Raw genomic sequence first — 18,863 nt, 5'->3', positions numbered from 1 at the left:
GCGCGAGGACGCTCCGTCCGGGTGTGAGTCCTGTGGCTTGGGCTGGGGCGGCACTTCGTCTCCCGTGTCCTAGAAGTATGGGTGTGCAGGGGAAGTCGGACTGCGCGATCCCACGTCGGGGGATGCGCATGAGGTAACCGCCGACAGGGCGCCGATGCGACGGCCTGACGGCGTGGAGCGCAACGCAGCACATCGTCGGGTTGGGCGGGGCAGCGCGGCGGCGGTGACCTGGGGGCGGCCTGCCGAGCAGGATGGAGGGCCGACCCCGATCCCGCTTGTCAGCCCGCAGCCGCGCGGTTCGTCGCGGACGTGCCCGTCCCCGCGTGGTTCCTGAACGTCATGCCGGCGGCGGCCTCCCAGGGCGCCGTCCTCGACTTCGTGTCTCGCCGGGTGAGCGCCCGCGGTGGCATGGCGACGAGGGGACGCATCAAGCCCTCGCCTTCGGGTCCGCCGCCACCTTGAGTGCGGTCACCGGCATGATCCGCTCGTGGCACAAGAGGCGCCCGTGCCGCGGCCGCGTAGTGGGTGGAGGCGAGCTGTGCGCGTCCCCGATCGGCGTCAGCTCGATGACCCGGGGCGACGAGGCGCCCCTGAGGTCGAGGCGCGCCACCGCTGAACCGTGCCCGCGCATCCCCCGTGGCCAGGCATCATTTCCCTCGCCGACCGGCAGCCCCGCCCGGTCGCAGAGCGACGCACCGCCTATGGCGCCTCCGGCGATCCCGAAGAGGGCTCGTCTTCTGTGTGCTGCCACGTGCTGTTTGCTCCCTGGACCAGATTCTGTGACGGCTCGTCGCCCGCAGACGGACTCACGGTGACGTCCGGTCCGAGCTGACACCGGAGTTCCTCGCCGTAGCCGCGCGCTGTAAGGGGATTCCTCGCATCTGCTTACCGCCGACTCGTCCGCCTCGGCGCGGTGCCGGGACCGCTCGAATCCGTACGCACCGTGCGACCGCCGTTCGAAGAGGATCGGCGCGCGTCAGGCTACGCCGGTGTCCATGCGTCTTTCCCTCCCGTGGCCCGCAGGTTCATGGAGTTGGCGCCCTCGTTCCAGTGTCCCGTTCGATATATGCCGTTTGGTATCAGTGTCCACGGGTTTCTGAGGGCTGTGGCGGTGGGCGGAGGTCTTGTGGCGGTCCCGTCGGCGATGCGGCCGGGACGCGTGTGGGTGCGACCGGACGAAACCGCACCCAACCAGTGCAATGTACGCACATGCCTGACCGCTGCCCGCGGCGGTCGGCCCGGCCGCGCCCGCACCCGTCTCCGCGGCAGCCGGGTGCGGGTACGGGCGTATGCACGTCAACGCTCGGCCGGCTCGGCCATCCCACCCGAACGCCACACGATTGGTCACCAGGCGTGGTCCCGGGCGGCACCCTCCTCCAGAAAACCCGCGCCAACGCCATGAACCTCCGTGCCATGATCCCCGGCGAGCCAGAGGGGAGGCGCTTGCGCCTGGTTCAATCCAACAGGCGCCCGTCGGGCGATCCGCAGGTCCTGGCATTGCTCCGCGTCGGTTCTGTGTCCGGTCGGGCTGCCCTGAGCCCTTCATGCTGGACCGATACGCCGGGTATCGGCCTGCGGCGGAACAGTTCAGGAAGGCGGACAACATGGCCCAAGATGTCGGTGCGGGCACCAGTTTCCAGGGCTCGGACGGCGTTCTTTACAACATGGAGCCGTCGGAGCTCCGTGCCAAGGCGCAAAACATCCGTGATACCGAAGCGCTGGTCCAGCAGGATCTCCGAGATCTGAAGAACTACGTCGTCGGCCTCGAAGCCTCCTGGGGCGGTATCGCCGCGACCACGTTCCAGCAACTCATGCTGGAATGGGACTACCACGCGATGCAACTGAGGGACGCGCTCCTCGGCATCGCGGGCGGCCTGACCACCGCCGCCGCCAACGCCGAAGACTCCGAGCAGTCGAACGTGTCGAACCTGACCAACATCCAGCTCCCACCGGCGCGGCTGGCCTAACCCAGTTGCCGCCTGCCGCCGCAGCGGTTCGGACGTCGTCACCCCCACACATCTTGCCTACTCATCTCGTCGAAGGAATTGGCATGACCAATATCGAAGGTGCAGTTATCCGTGTCGGCAGGGACCTGGAGGGGAGCGGCGCCTACCTCAACTCACGGGCGGCAGAGATCATGGGCGAGCTGAGCCGGCTCAAGCAGAACCTGCAGACGCTGATCGACGCATGGCAGGCACAGTCCGCGACCGAATATCAGGCCCGTATGTACGAGTGGGACCAGGCAGCCACAGGTCTCTTCGGCTCCGAGGCGGAGGGCGGGGTGCTCGGCGAGATCGCCGCCGCGATGAAGGTGAACTGGGACAACTACCACGGCACCGAGGAAGCCAACCTCAAGACGTTTATGGCCTGACCCGGGCTACAGCGGACCGCGCGGCCGCACGCCCGATATGGCCCTACGTGTGACAAGGAAGCACCAGTGGAGAACGAACGCTGCCACGTGACCGTGGTGGGAACCCGGCGGCGGGTGGACCTCGCAGTGCCCGCGGACGCGGCCATCGCCGAGTACACCCCGGCCCTGCTCGACCTTGTGGGGCAGGTGGAGTTCGACGACACCTTTCCGCCGGTGTGGTCGCTCGCCATGCCCGGCACCCCGCCGTTCCCGCCGGAGACCTCCCTGCGGGAGTGCGGTGTGGTCGACGGCGCGACCCTGTACCTGAAGGACATGGCCGCGGGAGAGTTCGACGAGCCCGTGGTCACGGACCTGGAGGAGACGGTCGAGCAGCTCGACGGTGCGGCCACCGCGTGGGGCTGGCGGTCGCGGGCCTTCACCACCCTGGTCCTCGGTGTCCTGTGCCTCGTCGCGGCTTTCGCGACGCTGACCTGGACCGGCCGGGCGCTGCCGGCCACCGGGGCCGGGGCGATCGCCGGTGCCTCCGTGCTGGCCCTGCTGGCTTGGCACTCCACCCGGCAGGGCTGGTCGCTGCCGCTGGGACTGCGGCTGGTCATGGCGTACTCCGCGGTGCCGCTGGTCGCCGTGGCCGCGGCCTCGCTGCAGCCGGCGGCCGCCGGCACGACCTCTGTGCTCCTGGCGCTGAGCGGAGGCGCCCTGATCGGATCGCTGGCCGCGGTCTTGGCGATCCGTCACGCGACGACGCTGATGGTCGTGGCGATCAGCGCCTTGGCCCTGCTGCTCACGGTGTGCCTGCGCCTCCTCGGCGCCTCGCTGCTGGAGGCGTCCGCGGTGGTCGGTGTCGCCATGATGGTGGTCCTCGCCGTCGCACCCAAGGTCGCCGGGCACACCTCGGTGCTGGCCGATGCGCACATCGGCCGACCGGAGGCATACGGCGACGAGGCCGATGTGCTGCACCTGGTACGCCGCGGCCAGCGGCTGCTCGTCGGGCTGAACTCGCTGGCGTCGTTGGTGTCCGCCGCGTGCCTGGTGATCCTGGGCACCTCGGACCAGCCGTTCGCCGTCGCCCTGGCCGGCTGCCTCGGCCTGGCCATGGTCCTGCGAGCGGGCCGGCTGACCATTGCGGTGGCGGTGGTGCCGGTGGTGACCGCGGGAACGACCGGCCTGGTGGCCACCTTGATACACGCCCCGGGAGCCTTCGGGGCACCGGTCGCGACCGGTCCCTTCGCCCTGGTCGCCGTGGCCGCGGTCGCGCTGCTGATCGGCCTGAGCCGGGCCTTGCGCGCCGACCGCTCCGACGAGCGTGCGGCGTGGATCGACCCGCTCGGCGGGCTCTTCCTGCTGGCGTCTGTGCCGCTGGCAGTGGGCGTCTTCGGCGTGTACGTCTCGCTGCTGAACCCCGGTCAGACACCGTGACGGTACAGGGGAGCGGAGCGTGGCAGTGAAGCGGAACGTCCTGCGCGTGGCGGAGCGTGGGTGGGGCGTCTACCGCACCGTCACGGCCGCTGTCAGGGCGGCCGAGGACGGCGCGGTGATCCACGTCCAGCCCGGTGTCTACAGAGAGTCACTGGTCCTGGACCGCGATCTCACGATCGTCGCGGAGAAGGGTCAGGGTACCGTCAGCATCGCAGCCACACACGGTCCCGCCGTGAGTGTGAACGGCGGCGCGCCCACGCTCCGGGATCTGACGATCGAGGGCGTCCCCGAGAGCGGTCCGGCGGTGCTGGTCAGCGCTGGTCGGGCGGTGCTGGAGAACTGCGAGGTGTCCCGGGGCCGCATCGAGGTCATCCGGGACGCCGCCGCGGAACTGCGCTCGTGCACCGTCGTGGAGGCCCTCGGCGCCGGCCTCCACGCCACCGGCACGGCAAGTGTCCTCGCCGAGGACTGCACGATCCGGTCGATCTCCGGTCATGGCCTGACCCTCAGCGATGCCGCCACCGTGGAGGTGCGCCGCACCGTCGTGGAGCGGGTCAGCGGATGCGGTCTGGTGCTGACCGGGGAGTCCCAGGGCGTCTTCGACGACTGCACGGTGCGGCACACCGGTGACGCCGCGGTGGTGGTGCAGACCCCGGCACGTCCGCTGCTGCGCGGCTGCCGCCTGCACGACAGCAAGGCTCAGGGGGTAAGGGTGACCGACGCACCGGGCGTGACCGCACCCACTCCGGGGGCCGGAACCGACCAGGCGGCAGCCGCCGGCCGCGAGGAGATGCGGATCCGGCTGGAGAAGTGCGAGGTCTTCGGTACCGCCGGGGACGGCGTGGTCGTGTCCGGCACCGCCGAGTTCTGGCTCCAGGACTGCCACATCCGGGAGACGGGCGGAGCCGGGGTGATCGCCGCGGGAACCAGCAGGGTCGAACTCGACCGGACCCGGGTGGTGGACCTGCCCGGGACCGCGCTCGGCGCCGTGGAAAGCGCTCAGCTGTTCGTCCGGGGCAGCACCGTCGCCCGTACCGGCGCCAACGGTGTGCACGCCTCGGACAGTTGCACCGTGGGCCTCACGGACTGCGAGATCTCCACCACCGCGTACACCTCCCTCTACGTCGGCGGCAACGCCCGCGTGGAACTGCGCTCCTGCACGCTACGGGACAGCGCGCAGCACGCCCTGCGGGCCGAGGGCGGGGCGGACGTCCTCGCCGAGGACGTCCATGTCGAGCGGGCGCGGATGACGGGCGTGGACATCAAGGACGCCGACGCGGTGCTGCGCCGCTGTGTGATCAACGAGGCGGAGACCGGCGTCAGGCTGGAGACCAGGCACCGCCCCCTGCTGGAGGACTGCGAGGTGTCCCGGTCCGCCAAGACGGGCATCGAGATCGCCGCCGCCACCGGTGCGGTGGTGCGCGGCGGCCGGGTCGACGGCTCAGGCTCCGCGGGGGTCTTCCTCGACGACGGGACCGAGGCCGTGATCGAGGATCTGGCGATCTCCGACACCAAGGGCAGCGGACTGGTGATCTGGACCGGGGCCCGCCCGCGGGTGCGGTCGGTGACCATAGCCGGCACTCAGAAGAACGGGGTGTACGCGGGCGACGGCGCCGAAGGCCTGCTGGAGGACTGCGCGGTATCCGCCACCGGCTTTCCCGCCGTGTACGTGGGCGCCAAGGCATCCACCGTGCTGCGCCGCTGCCTGGTGCACGACACGGACGAGGACCTGTCCCAGGCGGATGACGCGGCCGCCCGCTTCGAGCAGTGCCGCAGCAGCAACGTCAAGGTCGCCTCCATGCCGACGGAGGACGAGGGGCAGACGGCCGTCGTGACCGGCGCACCCGGAGCGCGCGCCGCCGCGGCGAGGAAGGCCGGGGTCAGCCTCCAGGAGTCCGTCGGCGAGGACCGGCTGCCCGAACTCCTCGCAGAGCTGGACCGTTTGGTCGGCCTGGAGAGCGTCAAGCGCGAAGTGGCCGCCATGGCCAAGCTGATGCAGATGGTCAAGCGGCGTCAGGAGGCGGGTCTGCAGCCGCCCCCGCTGAGCCGGCACCTCATATTCGCCGGCAACCCCGGTACCGGCAAGACGACGGTGGCCCGCCTGTACGGCCAGCTCCTCGCCGCTCTGGGGCTGCTGGCCAGCGGGCATCTGGTCGAGGCCGACCGCAGCGCCCTGGTGGGCGAGTACGTGGGCCACACCGCCCCGAGAACCACCGCGGTCTTCCGACAGGCGTTGGGCGGCGTGTTGTTCATCGACGAGGCTTACTCGCTGGTGCCGGTGGGGCAGAGCAACGACTTCGGGCTCGAGGCCGTCTCCACCCTGGTGAAGCTGATGGAGGACCACCGCGACGACGTGGTGGTCATCGCGGCCGGATATCCGGAGGACATGGAGCGTCTGATCGACTCGAACCCGGGCCTCGCCTCCCGGTTCACCCGCACCCTGAGCTTCGACGACTACACGTCATCGGATCTGGTGCGGATCGTGGAGTACCAGGCGTCCCAGCACGAGTACCGGATTCCCGAGGAGACGGCGGCGGTGCTGCTGGAGCACTTCGACTCGATCGCACGCACCGAGCGCTTCGGCAACGGACGCACCGCCCGTCAGGCCTTCCAGCAGATGACGGAGCGGCACGCCATGCGGGTGTCGGACCTGCCTGGTTCCCCCAGCGACGACGACCTGACGGTGCTGATGCCGTCCGATGTGCCCCCGGTGGTGGCCTGATGGCCACTCACCGGAGGCACACCTGGCGGAGCGCTGTCTCAGCTGGTGACGGACCCCGGAGGTTCGGGGAATCGGGCGGCCCGGTCGGTGTGGGCGTAGGCCTGACCCGAGGCGTTGATCATGGCGATGTAACTGCCGAGCAGCTGGAACGCGCTGGCCTGCATCATCAGAGCCTTCTGCATCGTCGGGTTGATGTGCTGGGCGAACTCCTCGCCGATGTCGGCGAGAACGCGCTGGTCGGCCTTGTTCTGGTCGTCGATGGACTGGCCCGTGCCTCCTCCTCCGGGGTTCGGAGCCGAGCCGCCGTTCTGGTAGGCGGCGATCGGCTGGTCCGGCTGGGGCGGACCCCAGAAGTTGCTGTGCACCGCGGCTTGCACCTTGGTGCGCAGCTGCTCGTACTGCTCGACGCCGCCGGCCGCCTGGGAGAGCAGGTTCTTCTCGGCGGCTCGCACGGCACCCCCATCGAACAGGATCGGCTCGCTGCCGTGCAGCACGTCAGTCGGCGCGTCGCCGCTGGAGTTGCCGCCGTGGTCGGTGTTGAAGCTGGGCAGGTTGTCCTGGTTCCAGCCCACCTGAACGAGGGGGACCTGAGACGTGAGGTCTTTGCCGGCGTCCGGATCGTCGACGATGCCGTCGTCGTCCGCGTCGTCGTCCGACAAATGGAGAGGGCTCTTGTTCGGGGCGGGGGTGGGCATTCTCTTCTCCGGTGCGGGAACCCGGCAGCGAGGCCGGTGGAAAATTCAAGCCGGCAGTCGCCGACTAATACCAGTTTGACATACCGGGGTCCGGTTCCGACAGCCCCGTTCCGGGCTCTGGTAAACCTGCGGAAATCTCTGGCCCGCGGCGCGGGCATGAAAGGAACGTGGCCATGCCGGAAACGTCGCCGGGTGAGCTCCGAGAGGGACTGGAGCGATTGGCGAATGCCCCGTCGGTGCGCCGTGACGCGGACCATGCGCCCCCGGCGGATGCGACAACCGGGTCCGGTGGAGCCGGCGGTCGCGAAAGTGCAGGGGGTGGAAGCCCGGGGCGGATGTCATTGGGCGAGTTCCAGGTCGCACTGCAGGACTTGCACGCTGCGATCGGAATCGTCAGATCGGAAAGCGGGACCGTCTCCGGTCTGATCGGCCGCATCCAGAGTCATTTCGACGCCGCACAGAGCTTTTGGCAGAGCCCGGCGGCGTCGACGTTCGAGACCACCGCCTCGTGGTTTACGACGTCCTCCCGTGCACTGGAGGATCTGCTGAACGAGATGGTCGGGCGTCTGCAGACGGCATACGACAACTACGTGGCCGCTGAGCGCGCCAACACCAATAACTTGGGAGGCTGACATGGCCGACAGCGCTGACTACGACGCCAGTACCATAAAGATCGATCCCGCGCCGCTCGGCGAAGAGGGCAGATCGCTGGTTTCGCTTGCCAAGGAGATGGCCGACTCGATCAGCCGGATCAACAACACCGTCGCCAGTCTGAAGCTCGGCTGGGTGTCCCCGAGCGCCGACGAGGCGCAGGACTTCGCCAACCGCTGGACCAATGTGATGACGAACATGTTCGGGGAGAAGGACGGCGCCCCGGGCGCGCTGCCCGCCCTCGCCGGGGGAGTCATGGGAACGGCCGTCGGATTCAGCCACGTGGAACATACGTTGTGGCAGGCGTTCAACGACTTCCAGCTCGGCATGGCGAGCGGTGGCGGTGGCGGCGGAGACGGGATGGACGGCAGCAACGACGCCAACTTCCCAAGGGACCACACCGGCCCCGACTACCCCATCACCACCGACTACCCGAACAGGTCGAACGCCTAAATGACCAGGACGGATTTCCACCGCCCGGCGAGGACATTCCCCCCGTCGGTCCCGGAGCAGCAGATCTCACTGGCGGCCCCGCCGCAGAAAGCCCAGCAGAACCAGGCCCAGACCTGGTTGTACATGCTGCTGCCGCTGCTCAGCAGCGTCAGCATGGCTGCGTACATGGTCACCTTCGGCAGACCGTGGATGACCATCCTCGGCATCAGCTTCGTCGTCGTGTCCATCGGCGTCATGGTGCTGGTCCGGTCCCAGTCCAGGAACGCGAACCGGCGCACCCAGTACCGTCAGCGCGACCGGTACGTCGAGTACCTCGCCGACATCCGCCGTCAGGCCCGCGAGTCGGCGGCAACGCAGCGCGCCGTCAGCGCCTTCGTCCACCCCAGCCCCCGGCGGCTGTGGGCGATCGCCACCGCCGGTCCGCGCCGGATCTGGGAACGCCGCCCGACCGACCCGGACTTCATGAAGGTCCGTCTCGGCCTGGGGAACGGGGCACCCGCCCTGCGCATCACCCTGAGCAAGCACGGCGACCCCACCACCGAGCACGACCCCGAGTCCCACCGCCGGGCCGAGAGGCTGGCGGGAGACTTCGCAGCCGTCAGCCTCCAGCCGGCATGGGTCGACCTGGCCAATACCGGCGTCCTCACCCTGCTCGGCCCGCAGGAGGTCACGGCCGAGCTCACCGGATCCCTGCTGATGCAGCTCGCCGTGCTGCACGCGCCCGACGACGTCCAGATCGCCGCACTCACCGAGGGCCGGGATCACTCCTGGTCCTGGGTCAAATGGCTGCCGCACACCCGCCAGCCGGGTCGGGCCGACCGTATCCCCATGGTGGCGGAGAGCATGGACGGCCTCGCCGACCTGCTCCAGTCGCATGTGGAGCGGGTCCGCGAGGAAAGGGCGGAACGCGCCGGAGCCCTCGGTCTGCGACGCGAGAACAGGGCCTCCCGCCACCTCGTGGTGGTGCTGGACGGCTTCCGGCCGGGGGCGGAGTGGGCACGCCTGCCGCTGGTGGCGGACCTGCTGGCCGAAGCCGGTGGGGAAAGCGGCCTGCACGTGGTCTGTGTGGTCACCAAGGAGAGCGAGGAACCCAGTCGGGTCGACGCCCGCGCCCGGGTGGACGCAGAGGGCAACCTCACCCTGGAGACCCGCTACCCCGCCCTGGTCCAGGCGGTCGAGGACGCGGTCGCCGACGTGTGCCCGCCGGAACTCGCCGAGCAGACGGCAAGGGCGCTCTCGCCGCTGAAGCTGTCCGGTGAGCAGGAGCAGGTCCTCGCCCGCGCCGTCGCCCTGCCCGAGATGCTCGGCGTCACCGACCTCGGCAGGTTCGACCCCACCGCGCTGTGGCGGGAGCCCGACGACGAGGCGCTGCTGCGGCTGCCCATCGGTTTCACCGGCGACGGAGCCCCGCTGGTGCTGGACCTCAAGGAGTCCGCCCTGGGGGGCATAGGCCCGCACGGGCTGGTGGTCGGCGCGACCGGTTCCGGCAAGAGCGAGCTGCTGCGCACCCTCGTGACGGGTCTGACCATGACCCATGCGCCGGAGCACCTGAGCTTTGTACTGATCGACTTCAAGGGCGGCGCCACCTTCGCCGGCGTCACGGAGCTGCCCCACGTCGCGGGCCTGATCACCAACCTGGCGGACGACCTGGCGCTGGTGGACCGGGTCCGCACGGCACTGCAGGGCGAGCAGCAGCGCCGGCAGCAGATGCTGCGCAGGGCCGGAAACGTGGACTCGGTCCGCGAGTACCAGATCCTGCAGGCGAGTGGCGGCACCGACGTGGACGGCAGGCCCCTGGAGCCGATGCCGTACCTGATGATCGTCGTCGACGAGTTCGGCGAACTTCTCGCACAGCGTCCTGACTTCACCGAGCTCTTCGTCCAGATAGGCCGGGTCGGCCGAAGCCTCGGTATGCATCTGCTGCTGGCCACCCAGCGGCTGGACGAGGGGCGCCTGCGTGGCCTGGAGTCCCACCTGTCGTACCGGATCTGCTTGCGCACCTTCAGTGCCCAGGAGAGCCGCGCGGTGATCGGGACGCCGGACGCCTACCGGCTGCCCTCGATCCCCGGCTCCGCGTACCTGAAGGTCGACGAGTCCGTGTACGAGCGCTTCCGCGTCGCCCATGTCAGCGGCGCGTACGAAGAGGAGCACGAGCGCAGACCGGTCGCCGGCCCCGCCCCCGAACCCGTGCCGTTCGGCCTGCGCACCGCGGAGGACGCCGTCACCGAGGAGACCGACGAGACCGAGCCGTCGGTGACGCTTTCCCGGCCGCGTCCGGGGCAGCGCACCGATATGCAGGTGGCCGTGGCACAGGTGAAGGCGCACGGCAATCCTGTGCACCAGGTGTGGCTGCCGCCACTGCCGCCAGCGGTCGAACTCGACTCGATGCTCGGGCCGGTGGCCGGCAACGACGAGCGCGGCTTCCACTCCGCGCTGGCGCCGCAGGGCGGCGGGCTCTCCTTCCCCGTCGGTGTGGTGGACCTGCCCAGCCGCCAGGAGCAGCGCGCCATGACGCTGGACCTGTCCGGGCAGCAGGGAAACATGATCGTGGTCGGCGGGCCCCAGTCCGGCAAGAGCACGCTGCTGCGTACCCTCATGATGAGCGCGATGCTCACCCACACCCCCGACGAACTGCAGTTCCTCGGGATCGACTTCGGTGGCGGCAGCCTTATGGGGTTGGAGCGGGCACCCCATGTGTCCGGCATCACGACCCGCCACGACGAGCCGCGCACCCGGCGTGCCCTGTCCGTGGTCCGGCAGTTGCTGAACGAGCGGGAGAAACTGTTCCAGGAGCTGCGGATCGACTCCGCGGTGGACTTCCGCAGGCTCCGTGACGAGAAGGCCCTGCCCGACGGCGTCAACGCCGCCGACGTCGTGCTCGTCATCGACAACTGGGCGGGCCTTCGCGCGGCCGTGGAGGAGGCCGACGAGATCGTCCCCGATGTCGCGGTGCGCGGCCTGGGCGTGGGCGTCCACCTGGTGCTCTCCGCCAACCGCTGGGCCGAGTTGCGGGCCAATCTGCGCGACACCATCACCGGCCGCATGGAACTTCGTCTCGCCGATCCCACCGAGTCCGAGATCTCACGTCCGCTGGCCAAGAGCATGCGCGCGTTCATGCCCGGCCGCGGCCTGGTGCAGCCCGGCCACGTCTTCCACGCGGCACTGCCCCGGCTGGACGGAACAGCGTCCACCGACAACCTGGCCAAGGCCCAGGAGTCCGTGGTCGACGAGCTGGTCGCGGCCTGGAAGGGCGCTCCCGCTCCGCAGTTGCGCGTTCTGTCCGAAGTCATCGCACCCGAGGAGCTCGAGCAGGCCACCGAGGCCATGCCCGGCGGTACCGAGGCGCTGCCCGCGGGTGCCGTGCCGATCGGGATCCGTGACTTCGACCTGCAGCCGGCGCTTCTCGACCTGGAGGCGGACGGGCCGCACTTCCTCGTGTACGGCGAGTCGGGCTCGGGCAAGACCTCCTTCCTCCGCTCGTGGATGCGGGCCATGACCAAGCGCCGTTCGGCCTGGGACGTGCGCTTCATCGTGGTCGACTACCGGCGCGGACTGATGGGGGCCGTGCCCGACGACTATGTCGGGGCTAGCGCCGGGGACGCCGACACCGCCACCGCGTACATCGGACAAGTGGTGGAGAAGCTCAAGGAGCGCATGCCTCCCCCGGGTATCACCCCGCGGGAACTGAAGGAACGCGGCTGGTGGGAGGGGCCCGAGCTCTACCTGGTCGTGGACGACTACGACCTGGTGGCGACGGGCGGGACGACCGGCCGCGGACCGCTGGCCGCGGTCGGCGACTACCTCACACAGGCCGCCGAGATCGGCTTCCACGTGGTGATCGCCCGACGGAACGGCGGAGCGGGCCGTTCCCTCTCGGACCCGGTCACCGGCCGGATACGCGACCTCGGGTCGGGCGGCCTGATCATGTCCGGCGACCCCCGCGAGGGAACCGTCCTCGGGGACCAGCGGGCGCGGCGCCTGCCCCCGGGTCGCGGCATCCTCGTCTCCCGCCGCCACGCACCCTCGCTCGTCCAGACGGTGTACGACACGGCCGAAGCCTGACCGTTCACCCGGCTCCACCCCGCACCCCGTCAGACAACACCACCGGAAACCGTTGACCGGGCGGCCCCCACCGGGGCCGCCTGCCTGTGAGGACTACCCGCCATGGCAGCAGAGTTCGACGTTGGCCCCATCCGCGACCTCGGCAACCAGTGGGTCGAGTACTCCCGCAGGATCTACGAGTACCTCGATTCGATGAACGGCAGCGTCTCGTCCCTGTCGACGGCCTGGACCGGCAAAACCGGCCGTAACGTGCAGGTCGTCTGGGACTCGGAAGGCGCGGGCGCCTCGGCACCGTTCAACGTCTACAACTCGATCTTCGAGGCGGCCTGGGTGGCCGACCAGCTCGGGCAGGCGATCCTCGCCTACGCGGACGAACTGCAGAAGACGATCGACCAGATCAACAGGGCGCACCTGGTGGAAGCCCTCGCCGTCATCTTCGGTACGGTCCTGGGAATCGCGGCGTTCGGCATCGGCGGGATCCTGGGCGCTATCACTGCCACTGTCGGCCGGATCGTCGAGGCCATTGCGTCCTTGATCGGCGTGGCCGCCCGTGCGGCCAACGTGGTCGGGCGGATAGGCGCCTTCGCCTGGGACGCGGCGGTCAATGCGGCATTGACGCTCGGCACCGACGTGGCTTCAGGGGCGGCGGCGTCGGCCGTCGCCAAAGTGCCCTTCGTCGTGGACTGGAAGAGCGAGGGCCTCAACATGGGCCTCAGCGTCTGGGCCGGAGGCTGGATGGGCGGTGTCGAGACGCACCTCATGAACGGTAAGTCCCTCGACAACGCCATCGCGGGTGTCGTGGACAGGTATGTGTTCACGCCCCCGAAGGTCAATACACCCGATCTCGCCAGCCTGAACCTGGGCGGTGCCGGCCGCGTCGAGATCCCGGACGTCACACATCTCGCGCCGTTCCCCGTCAACTCGGTGATCGAGCACAATGCCGTGCCGCCGCTGAACGCAGGCAGGATCAACGAGACGGCCGGCGCACCGGTGACCAGCATCGGCAAGGGGAGCGTCGACGTGCCGGCTCCCGGTGGTGTGCGGGACACGCAGGGGCTCCCGAACCAGACGCCCGGCGGGGCGGTGCCGGGGAGGACGGCGCCCGGTGGTGTGCGGGGCACGGAAGGTGTCCCGAACGAGGCGCCCGGCGGGGCGGTGCCGGGGAGGACGGCGCCCGGTGATGTGCGGGGCACGGACGGCCTCCCGAACCAGGCACGCGTAAGGCAGCCCACCGTCGGGGGCGAGGGGCCGCCGCGGAACCTCGTCAAGGACGGTACCGCCCCGGTGACGGTACCTCACGCGAACCTCGACGGGCCGCCGCGCAGCGCCGGAGACGGTTCCGGCAGCGTGACGGTGAAACCCTTGGGTCCGGACCTGACCCCGGCGGCCGGGGGCAAGATCGTCAGGACCGATCCAGGAGTTCAGGACGTCCTCCCGCCGACCAGCGCAGTGCCGCACGGCGCCCCGGGGGAAAGGGTTGTCGCGCCCCCGGCGACGGCGCCGCACACCGGTGGTGCGCGGGAATACATGACGCCGGGGGGCACGAAGCACCGGATTGACGAGAACGGGACACACTGGGTACAGGAAGGGGAGTCGGGCTGGGCTGGACTGGTCGAGGAGCCCCTGGCCCTCCCGGCGCACCTTGACGCGCCCGGCGTGGGGAGCTCCGCTCTGCTGCATGCCGACGTCAACGCGAATGCGCACCTTGCCGGCGGTGGCCCGGGCGCAGCGGCCCATGACGCCGGCTCGGTCTCGGTAACCGCTGGGCGCAACGGCGCGGTGGGACGGAAACCCGAGGTGTCGCACCAGGACTCGGCCAACCCGGTCGAGGGGACCCGAGCCATGGGTCACACCGACGCACGTCGCAACGCGACGGACCCGGCTGCTGGGCAGGCCCCGGGTGGCGCGCGTTCTCGTGAGGACGCTCTGTTCGATGACGTCGTCAGGGAGTTGCAGCAGCAGGGCGTCGAGCGTGGTTCGGTGACCCGGGAAGCTGTGGTCATGGCTGATCGGCAGCTCACCGATTCCTTTGGGCCCGCGCACACCCGGAGTGATCCTCGGGCGCAGGCCCGTGAGATCGCCGCGCATCTACTGGAACGTCCCAGGGGTCGGCTGCCGGGAGCGGGGCGCCCGGTTGAGGCGACAGGTGTCGGTAAGTCCTCAGGGCAGCACGCGCCTCAGGACACGGGGACCGTGTCGGCCTCCCCGAGTCGCGCGGGCGCGGTGGAGGGTCCCGGGACGCGTCTCGGGCCGCCGGACACGTCCGCGCACATGGCGATGCCTGTGCACGTCGACGAGGTCGGGGGTGGAGTCCTGGCCGCGCACTCCCTCGCCTCGGATGCGTCCCTGGTGACTGTGACCAAACAGCACGACATCGGCTCCGGCAGCAGTGCCGACGCCGGCGCCCACAACGGCGGCCGCGCCGTCGAGACCGCTCACGGACCCGGCGACCGCCCCGGTCACGACGCCAACGCCGTCCTGGCCGGCGACGACGCTGCGAGTGCCGGAAACGGCACCCCCGACCACCAGCCGGGAGTCGTCGAGACCGCTCACGGACCCGGCGACCGCCCCGGTCATGACGCCAACGCCGTCCTGGCCGGCGACGACGCTGCGAGTGCCGGAAACGGCACCCCCGACCACCAGCCGGGACATACCCCTACCCCAGAGGGCGCCGGCGGGGCTGTGGAGTGGAACGCCTTCAAGCAGGAGCACGACGCGAAGACCCAGGCGGTCGTCGATGCGGAGGCACGCCTGGAGCTCCACCGGCAGGACCTCGACACGGCCTGGGACAGGGGCTATGACACGTTCGTCGAGAACAACCTGTTCGGCAGTACTCATCTGTCACCGGACGGGCGGCGCGAGGCCTTGTCGCCGGACGGGCGCGAGGCGCGGATCGCCAAGTCGCAGTGGCGCAAGGACATCACTCGTGAGTTCCGGTTGGAGGTCGAACGGACGGGCCACATTTCCTCCGACGCCTTCACGCGCATCGTCGACCGCGCCAAGAGCAACGCGCACAAGTACCTCGTCCGGGCGGACCAGATCGAGAGGTTCACCGCCCGCTTCAAGGAGCAGGTGAGCGCCTACAAGGCGAACCGGTTCGGTGAGGGCGGCGATCTGCCGCAGTTCGACGGTCTTACCTCAAAGTACGTCTTCGACCACGACCTGCAGACGTACGTCAAGGACGACACCAAGGCCTACGGGATCGACGACACTCCTCAGGGTCCCGACGTGAAAAAGTTGAACGTCGGCGGTACCGAGGAGGACGTATTCGTCGAGTACAAATCCGACGACGGCCCTCGCGACCACTTCCGCGACAAGACGCATGACTACAACGTGCTCGAGCAGTACTACATCGGCAAGCACGACCAGCTGACCAAGATCCTCGGGGGGTTCGCCCGCGACGGCGACACAAGCGGCCGGCTGCCCGCGCACACGGGACGGCAGATCGAAAGGCTCCTGGACGGGGTGTTCGACGACCTCGGGAAGATCGCGACCCGGGAGCACGACATCCGGGTGGCGACCGGGGAGAAGTTCGACGACATCGCCGATATGTGGGGGGAGCCGCAGGACGACTTCGTGCAGCAGGTGCGGCTGGACTTCCAGCGAGATCTGCGCACCCAGTACGACGTCGTCTTCCGGCACGAAGACGCCGACGAGCAACTGCTCATCGACGCGGCGAACGACGCTCACACGCTCCCCGAGGGCGACAAGGCCCGTGCGCAGTGGAACGAGATCGTCGCCCGTGCGATCGACGGGATTGGCGGCCGCTTCGAGAGGGAGGGCTTCGTCCGGGACCAGCTGACGAAGGAGTCGCTGCACGCCCAGGACCGCTTCGCGGACCTCGGCGAGCACTTCCTCGCCCACTTCGGCGAGAACGGGCGGCAGCGCGTCATCGGCGAGTACCTCGACACCGTCCGCACCACGGCCCGCCGCTGGTTCGACAGCCCGAAGACCGGTGACTCCGCTCCGCAGTGGATCGATGTACGCGACGACCTGCGTTCGACGCTGCCCGACCGGATCCGTCACGAGGGCGACCTGCAGTTCGTGGTCGGTGAGTCCGCGCACGCGTTCCACGAGATCCTGGGCCACCCGCTCAGCACCGAGTCCTTCCAACTGCACGAGGACGTCATCAGCAGGCTGGGCGACGACTTCCGCACGGACCGCGTCGTCAAGTACGACGAGATGTTCGCCCCCACGGGGCACAAGAGCGACGCTTGGCTGTCGCACGAGTCGCGTCACGAGGACGCCTTCCAGTCCCACCTCGGCGATCTGCGCGACGGCGGCTACTATCCCGACATCGTCGACCCCTACCCGGCCTTCCGCGACTGGCGAACCGCCGAGCCCGCAGGCGGGAAGGCCGACCTCGCCCTGACCGAGCCGGTGCCGTCGAAGACGACGCGTGCCGACCTCGGGCTGGACGATGCGGTCGAGTCCGGTGGGACGCGTTCGGTGCGGGAGACGGAGCCGGCGCCCGTGGTCGCCCCCTCCGATGTGCCGTCGAGGGTGGCGGATGTCGAATCCGTGGTGGATGATGCGGTCGAGTCCGGTGGAGCCGGCCGGCCGGTCGAGCATGGGTCGACCGGCTCGAAGGATCTTCCCCCGGTCGTCAGAGCCGACGAGAGCACCGTTCCGAGCCGTACCCCGGAGCCGGAACCTGCCGAGGGCGTGCTTGCGCAGGAGCATGTCGTGGCGCCGGTGGTTGCCGACTCGCGTCCGGCGTTCGTGCGGGGTGAGCGGTTCGATACAGCCGACGAGAGCACCGTTCCGAGCCGTACCCCGGAGCCGGAACCTGCCGAGGGCGTGCTTGCGCAGGAGCATGTCGTGGCGCCGGTGGTTGCCGACTCACGTCCGGCGTTCGTGCCGGGTGAGCGGTTCGATGTGCGGCGTTTCGATGTCGGCGGGGCTGCCAAGACCGAGCTGCATGTGCGGGTGGCGTTCGACGGTGCGAGGTCGCCGGAGGAGGCCGACGGCGTGTTGGAGTCGCTTCGGGAGGGTGTCGTTCGCGAGTTGAACGGCTGGAAGCGCTACCACCGGGACTGGTTGCAGGTGACGGTGGAGCGGGTCGAGACGGGTGGGGATGCCCATCTGACGGTGGCTTTGGGCGATGGCGACGTGCCGATGGGCACGTACACGTGGTGGCGGGATGCGGAGGGTCACGAACTCGCGCAGCAGTTGGGTGTGCATCTGGGGCTCCTGAGAGAGGTACCGCTGGGTGATTCCGCGCGTGAGGCATTGCGGGCCCGGGATCCCGAGGTCCACGACAGCATGGCGCATTCCGGTGGTCGGACCAGGCATGTTTCGTGGGAGCTCTTCGAGCAGCTGACGCTACGACCCTTCCTCCACCACCCCTTCCTGATCGACAGCGCCGCGGGCAGCGACGGCAAGGCTCTCCACGTCCAGGTGATGGTCGAACTGCCGACTTCGGTGCATGTCGATCCCGAGGCCTCCAGGCCCTTGCGGGCGCGAGTCGACGAGGCCCTCAGCCAGGACATAAAGAGCCTGAACGCTCTGGTCTCCCAGGTGACCGGGGACACGTCGGCGACTGTCTCGACGCTCTTCGTCCCTGAAGGTCGCAACGCCCTGATACGGCTGGTCAGGGACCAGTACACCGGGCGCTTTGCAATCCGTACCTCGGGCCGACAACTGATGGAGGGCCTCCTTGACGGCCTCAGGGGCCGCTTCGGCGACGAAGACCGGCACCTCACCGCCGGCACGCGCGTCGACGCCGCCACGCGGCGCGTGACGGAGCAGATGCAGCGGACCCGCGAAGTCAACGACATGCTGCGCCCGTTGACCGGGGTGGAGTTCACGGACCAGGAGGTCATCGAGGCCGAAGCCGACCTGACGGACCACTTCGGTGACGACTTCAGTGACCTGCACCCGGACTCGCAGGTTCAGGGCATCGCCGAGTTCCTCGTCCGAGTGGATCCCACTCTGCATGCGCTGCACGGTGAGGCCCTGGCCGGATCGAGCGCCGGGCGGCTGATCGAGAACAAGAAGAGCAACAGGGCACTCAAGGGCAAGGATCGGGAACGTACGGGCAGCGTGGAGCGCCCCGAGTTCGTCCAGGGTTCGGCCAGTTCGGGCCGAGTCCTGATGCCCGAGGAGGGTCTCGCGAGGGATCAGGCGTTCACCGATGCCGTCGACGAGGCAGGCGGAACCGAGGGCGCGCTGCGCGGTCTGACCCGTGCCGAGATCGAGACGGTCCTCAGTATCGAAGCGACCCGTGCCGATGACGCCATGTATGACGGCTTCAGCGAGTTCATGGGGCAGGCCGACGCGCGTCGCGACGTGATCGACCCGGCTGCCGCGCCGGCCCCGGGTGGGGTGCGTTCTCGTGAGGACGTTCTGTTCGACGGGGTGAGCAGGGAGCTGGAGCGGGAGGGCGTCGAGCACGGTTGGGTGACCCGGGAAGCTGTGGTCGTGGCTGATCGGGAGCTCACCGATGAACTTGGGGCCGCGCACACCAGGAGTGATCCTCGGGCGCAGGCCG

The 18,863-nt window shown here is 69.6% G+C and carries 9 protein-coding genes; 8 read left to right on the top strand and 1 reads right to left on the bottom strand.

Translation table 11 applies throughout. From position 1 onward, the window contains the following. The first annotated feature begins 1,544 nt into the window (after nucleotides 1-1,544). The 4 genes from ACRWND_RS16130 to ACRWND_RS16115 all read left to right on the top strand — a co-directional run bounded on the left by ACRWND_RS16130 (nucleotide 1,545) and on the right by ACRWND_RS16115 (nucleotide 6,509). The gene (locus tag ACRWND_RS16130) at nucleotides 1,545-1,967 is read left to right on the top strand and encodes a WXG100 family type VII secretion target (RefSeq protein ID WP_431949803.1); all 423 of its coding nucleotides are present in this window, start codon (nucleotides 1,545-1,547) and stop codon (nucleotides 1,965-1,967) included. Nucleotides 1,968-2,050: 83 nt separating this feature from the next. After that, nucleotides 2,051-2,371: a WXG100 family type VII secretion target gene (locus ACRWND_RS16125; protein ID WP_431949801.1), complete on the top strand. Its 321-nt coding sequence runs from the start codon at nucleotides 2,051-2,053 to the stop codon at nucleotides 2,369-2,371. 66 nt (nucleotides 2,372-2,437) lie between these two features. Then, the gene (gene eccD, locus ACRWND_RS16120; RefSeq protein ID WP_431949799.1) at nucleotides 2,438-3,787 is read left to right on the top strand and encodes a type VII secretion integral membrane protein EccD; all 1,350 of its coding nucleotides are present in this window, start codon (nucleotides 2,438-2,440) and stop codon (nucleotides 3,785-3,787) included. Nucleotides 3,788-3,806: 19 nt separating this feature from the next. Continuing rightward, nucleotides 3,807-6,509 carry a right-handed parallel beta-helix repeat-containing protein gene (locus ACRWND_RS16115; RefSeq protein ID WP_431949797.1) on the top strand — a complete coding sequence of 901 codons (2,703 nt, stop codon included), beginning with the start codon at nucleotides 3,807-3,809 and terminating at the stop codon, nucleotides 6,507-6,509. A gap of 38 nt (nucleotides 6,510-6,547) precedes the next feature. Here the strand turns inward: ACRWND_RS16115 and ACRWND_RS16110 are convergent, their stop codons facing one another. Beyond that, nucleotides 6,548-7,204 carry a hypothetical protein gene (locus ACRWND_RS16110; protein ID WP_431949795.1) on the bottom strand — a complete coding sequence of 219 codons (657 nt, stop codon included), beginning with the start codon at nucleotides 7,202-7,204 and terminating at the stop codon, nucleotides 6,548-6,550. 341 nt (nucleotides 7,205-7,545) lie between these two features. Between ACRWND_RS16110 and ACRWND_RS16105 the strand changes: the two genes are divergently transcribed. From ACRWND_RS16105 to ACRWND_RS16090, 4 genes are all read left to right on the top strand, one after another. Continuing rightward, nucleotides 7,546-7,836 carry a WXG100 family type VII secretion target gene (locus ACRWND_RS16105; RefSeq protein WP_431949793.1) on the top strand — a complete coding sequence of 97 codons (291 nt, stop codon included), beginning with the start codon at nucleotides 7,546-7,548 and terminating at the stop codon, nucleotides 7,834-7,836. Between the two features lies 1 nt (nucleotide 7,837). Further along, a complete protein-coding gene (locus ACRWND_RS16100; RefSeq protein ID WP_431949791.1) occupies nucleotides 7,838-8,308 on the top strand; it encodes a hypothetical protein in 471 nt (156 codons plus the stop codon). Continuing rightward, nucleotides 8,309-12,370: a type VII secretion protein EccCa gene (gene eccCa, locus ACRWND_RS16095; protein ID WP_431949789.1), complete on the top strand. Its 4,062-nt coding sequence runs from the start codon at nucleotides 8,309-8,311 to the stop codon at nucleotides 12,368-12,370. Between the two features lie 102 nt (nucleotides 12,371-12,472). Further along, the coding region (locus ACRWND_RS16090) for a hypothetical protein (RefSeq protein WP_431949787.1) at nucleotides 12,473-18,863 on the top strand (6,391 nt) is incomplete at its 3' end.

It is taken from the genome of Actinacidiphila sp. bgisy167 (assembly GCF_965342175.1).
Taxonomy (GTDB): Bacteria; Actinomycetota; Actinomycetes; order Streptomycetales; family Streptomycetaceae; genus Actinacidiphila.
Note: the sequence above shows the minus strand (reverse complement) of the source record. Positions and strands in the feature narration are given on the sequence as shown.

Bases quoted from the DNA above. Each gene is read 5' to 3' on its own strand.
- ACRWND_RS16130 (WP_431949803.1), top strand. From the start codon at position 1,545: ATGCTGGACCGATACGCCGGGTATCGGCCTGCGGCGGAACAGTTCAGG.
- eccCa (WP_431949789.1), top strand. From the start codon at position 8,309: ATGACCAGGACGGATTTCCACCGCCCGGCGAGGACATTCCCCCCGTCG.
- ACRWND_RS16125 (WP_431949801.1), top strand. From the start codon at position 2,051: ATGACCAATATCGAAGGTGCAGTTATCCGTGTCGGCAGGGACCTGGAG.
- ACRWND_RS16110 (WP_431949795.1), bottom strand. From the start codon at position 7,204: ATGCCCACCCCCGCCCCGAACAAGAGCCCTCTCCATTTGTCGGACGAC.
- ACRWND_RS16100 (WP_431949791.1), top strand. From the start codon at position 7,838: ATGGCCGACAGCGCTGACTACGACGCCAGTACCATAAAGATCGATCCC.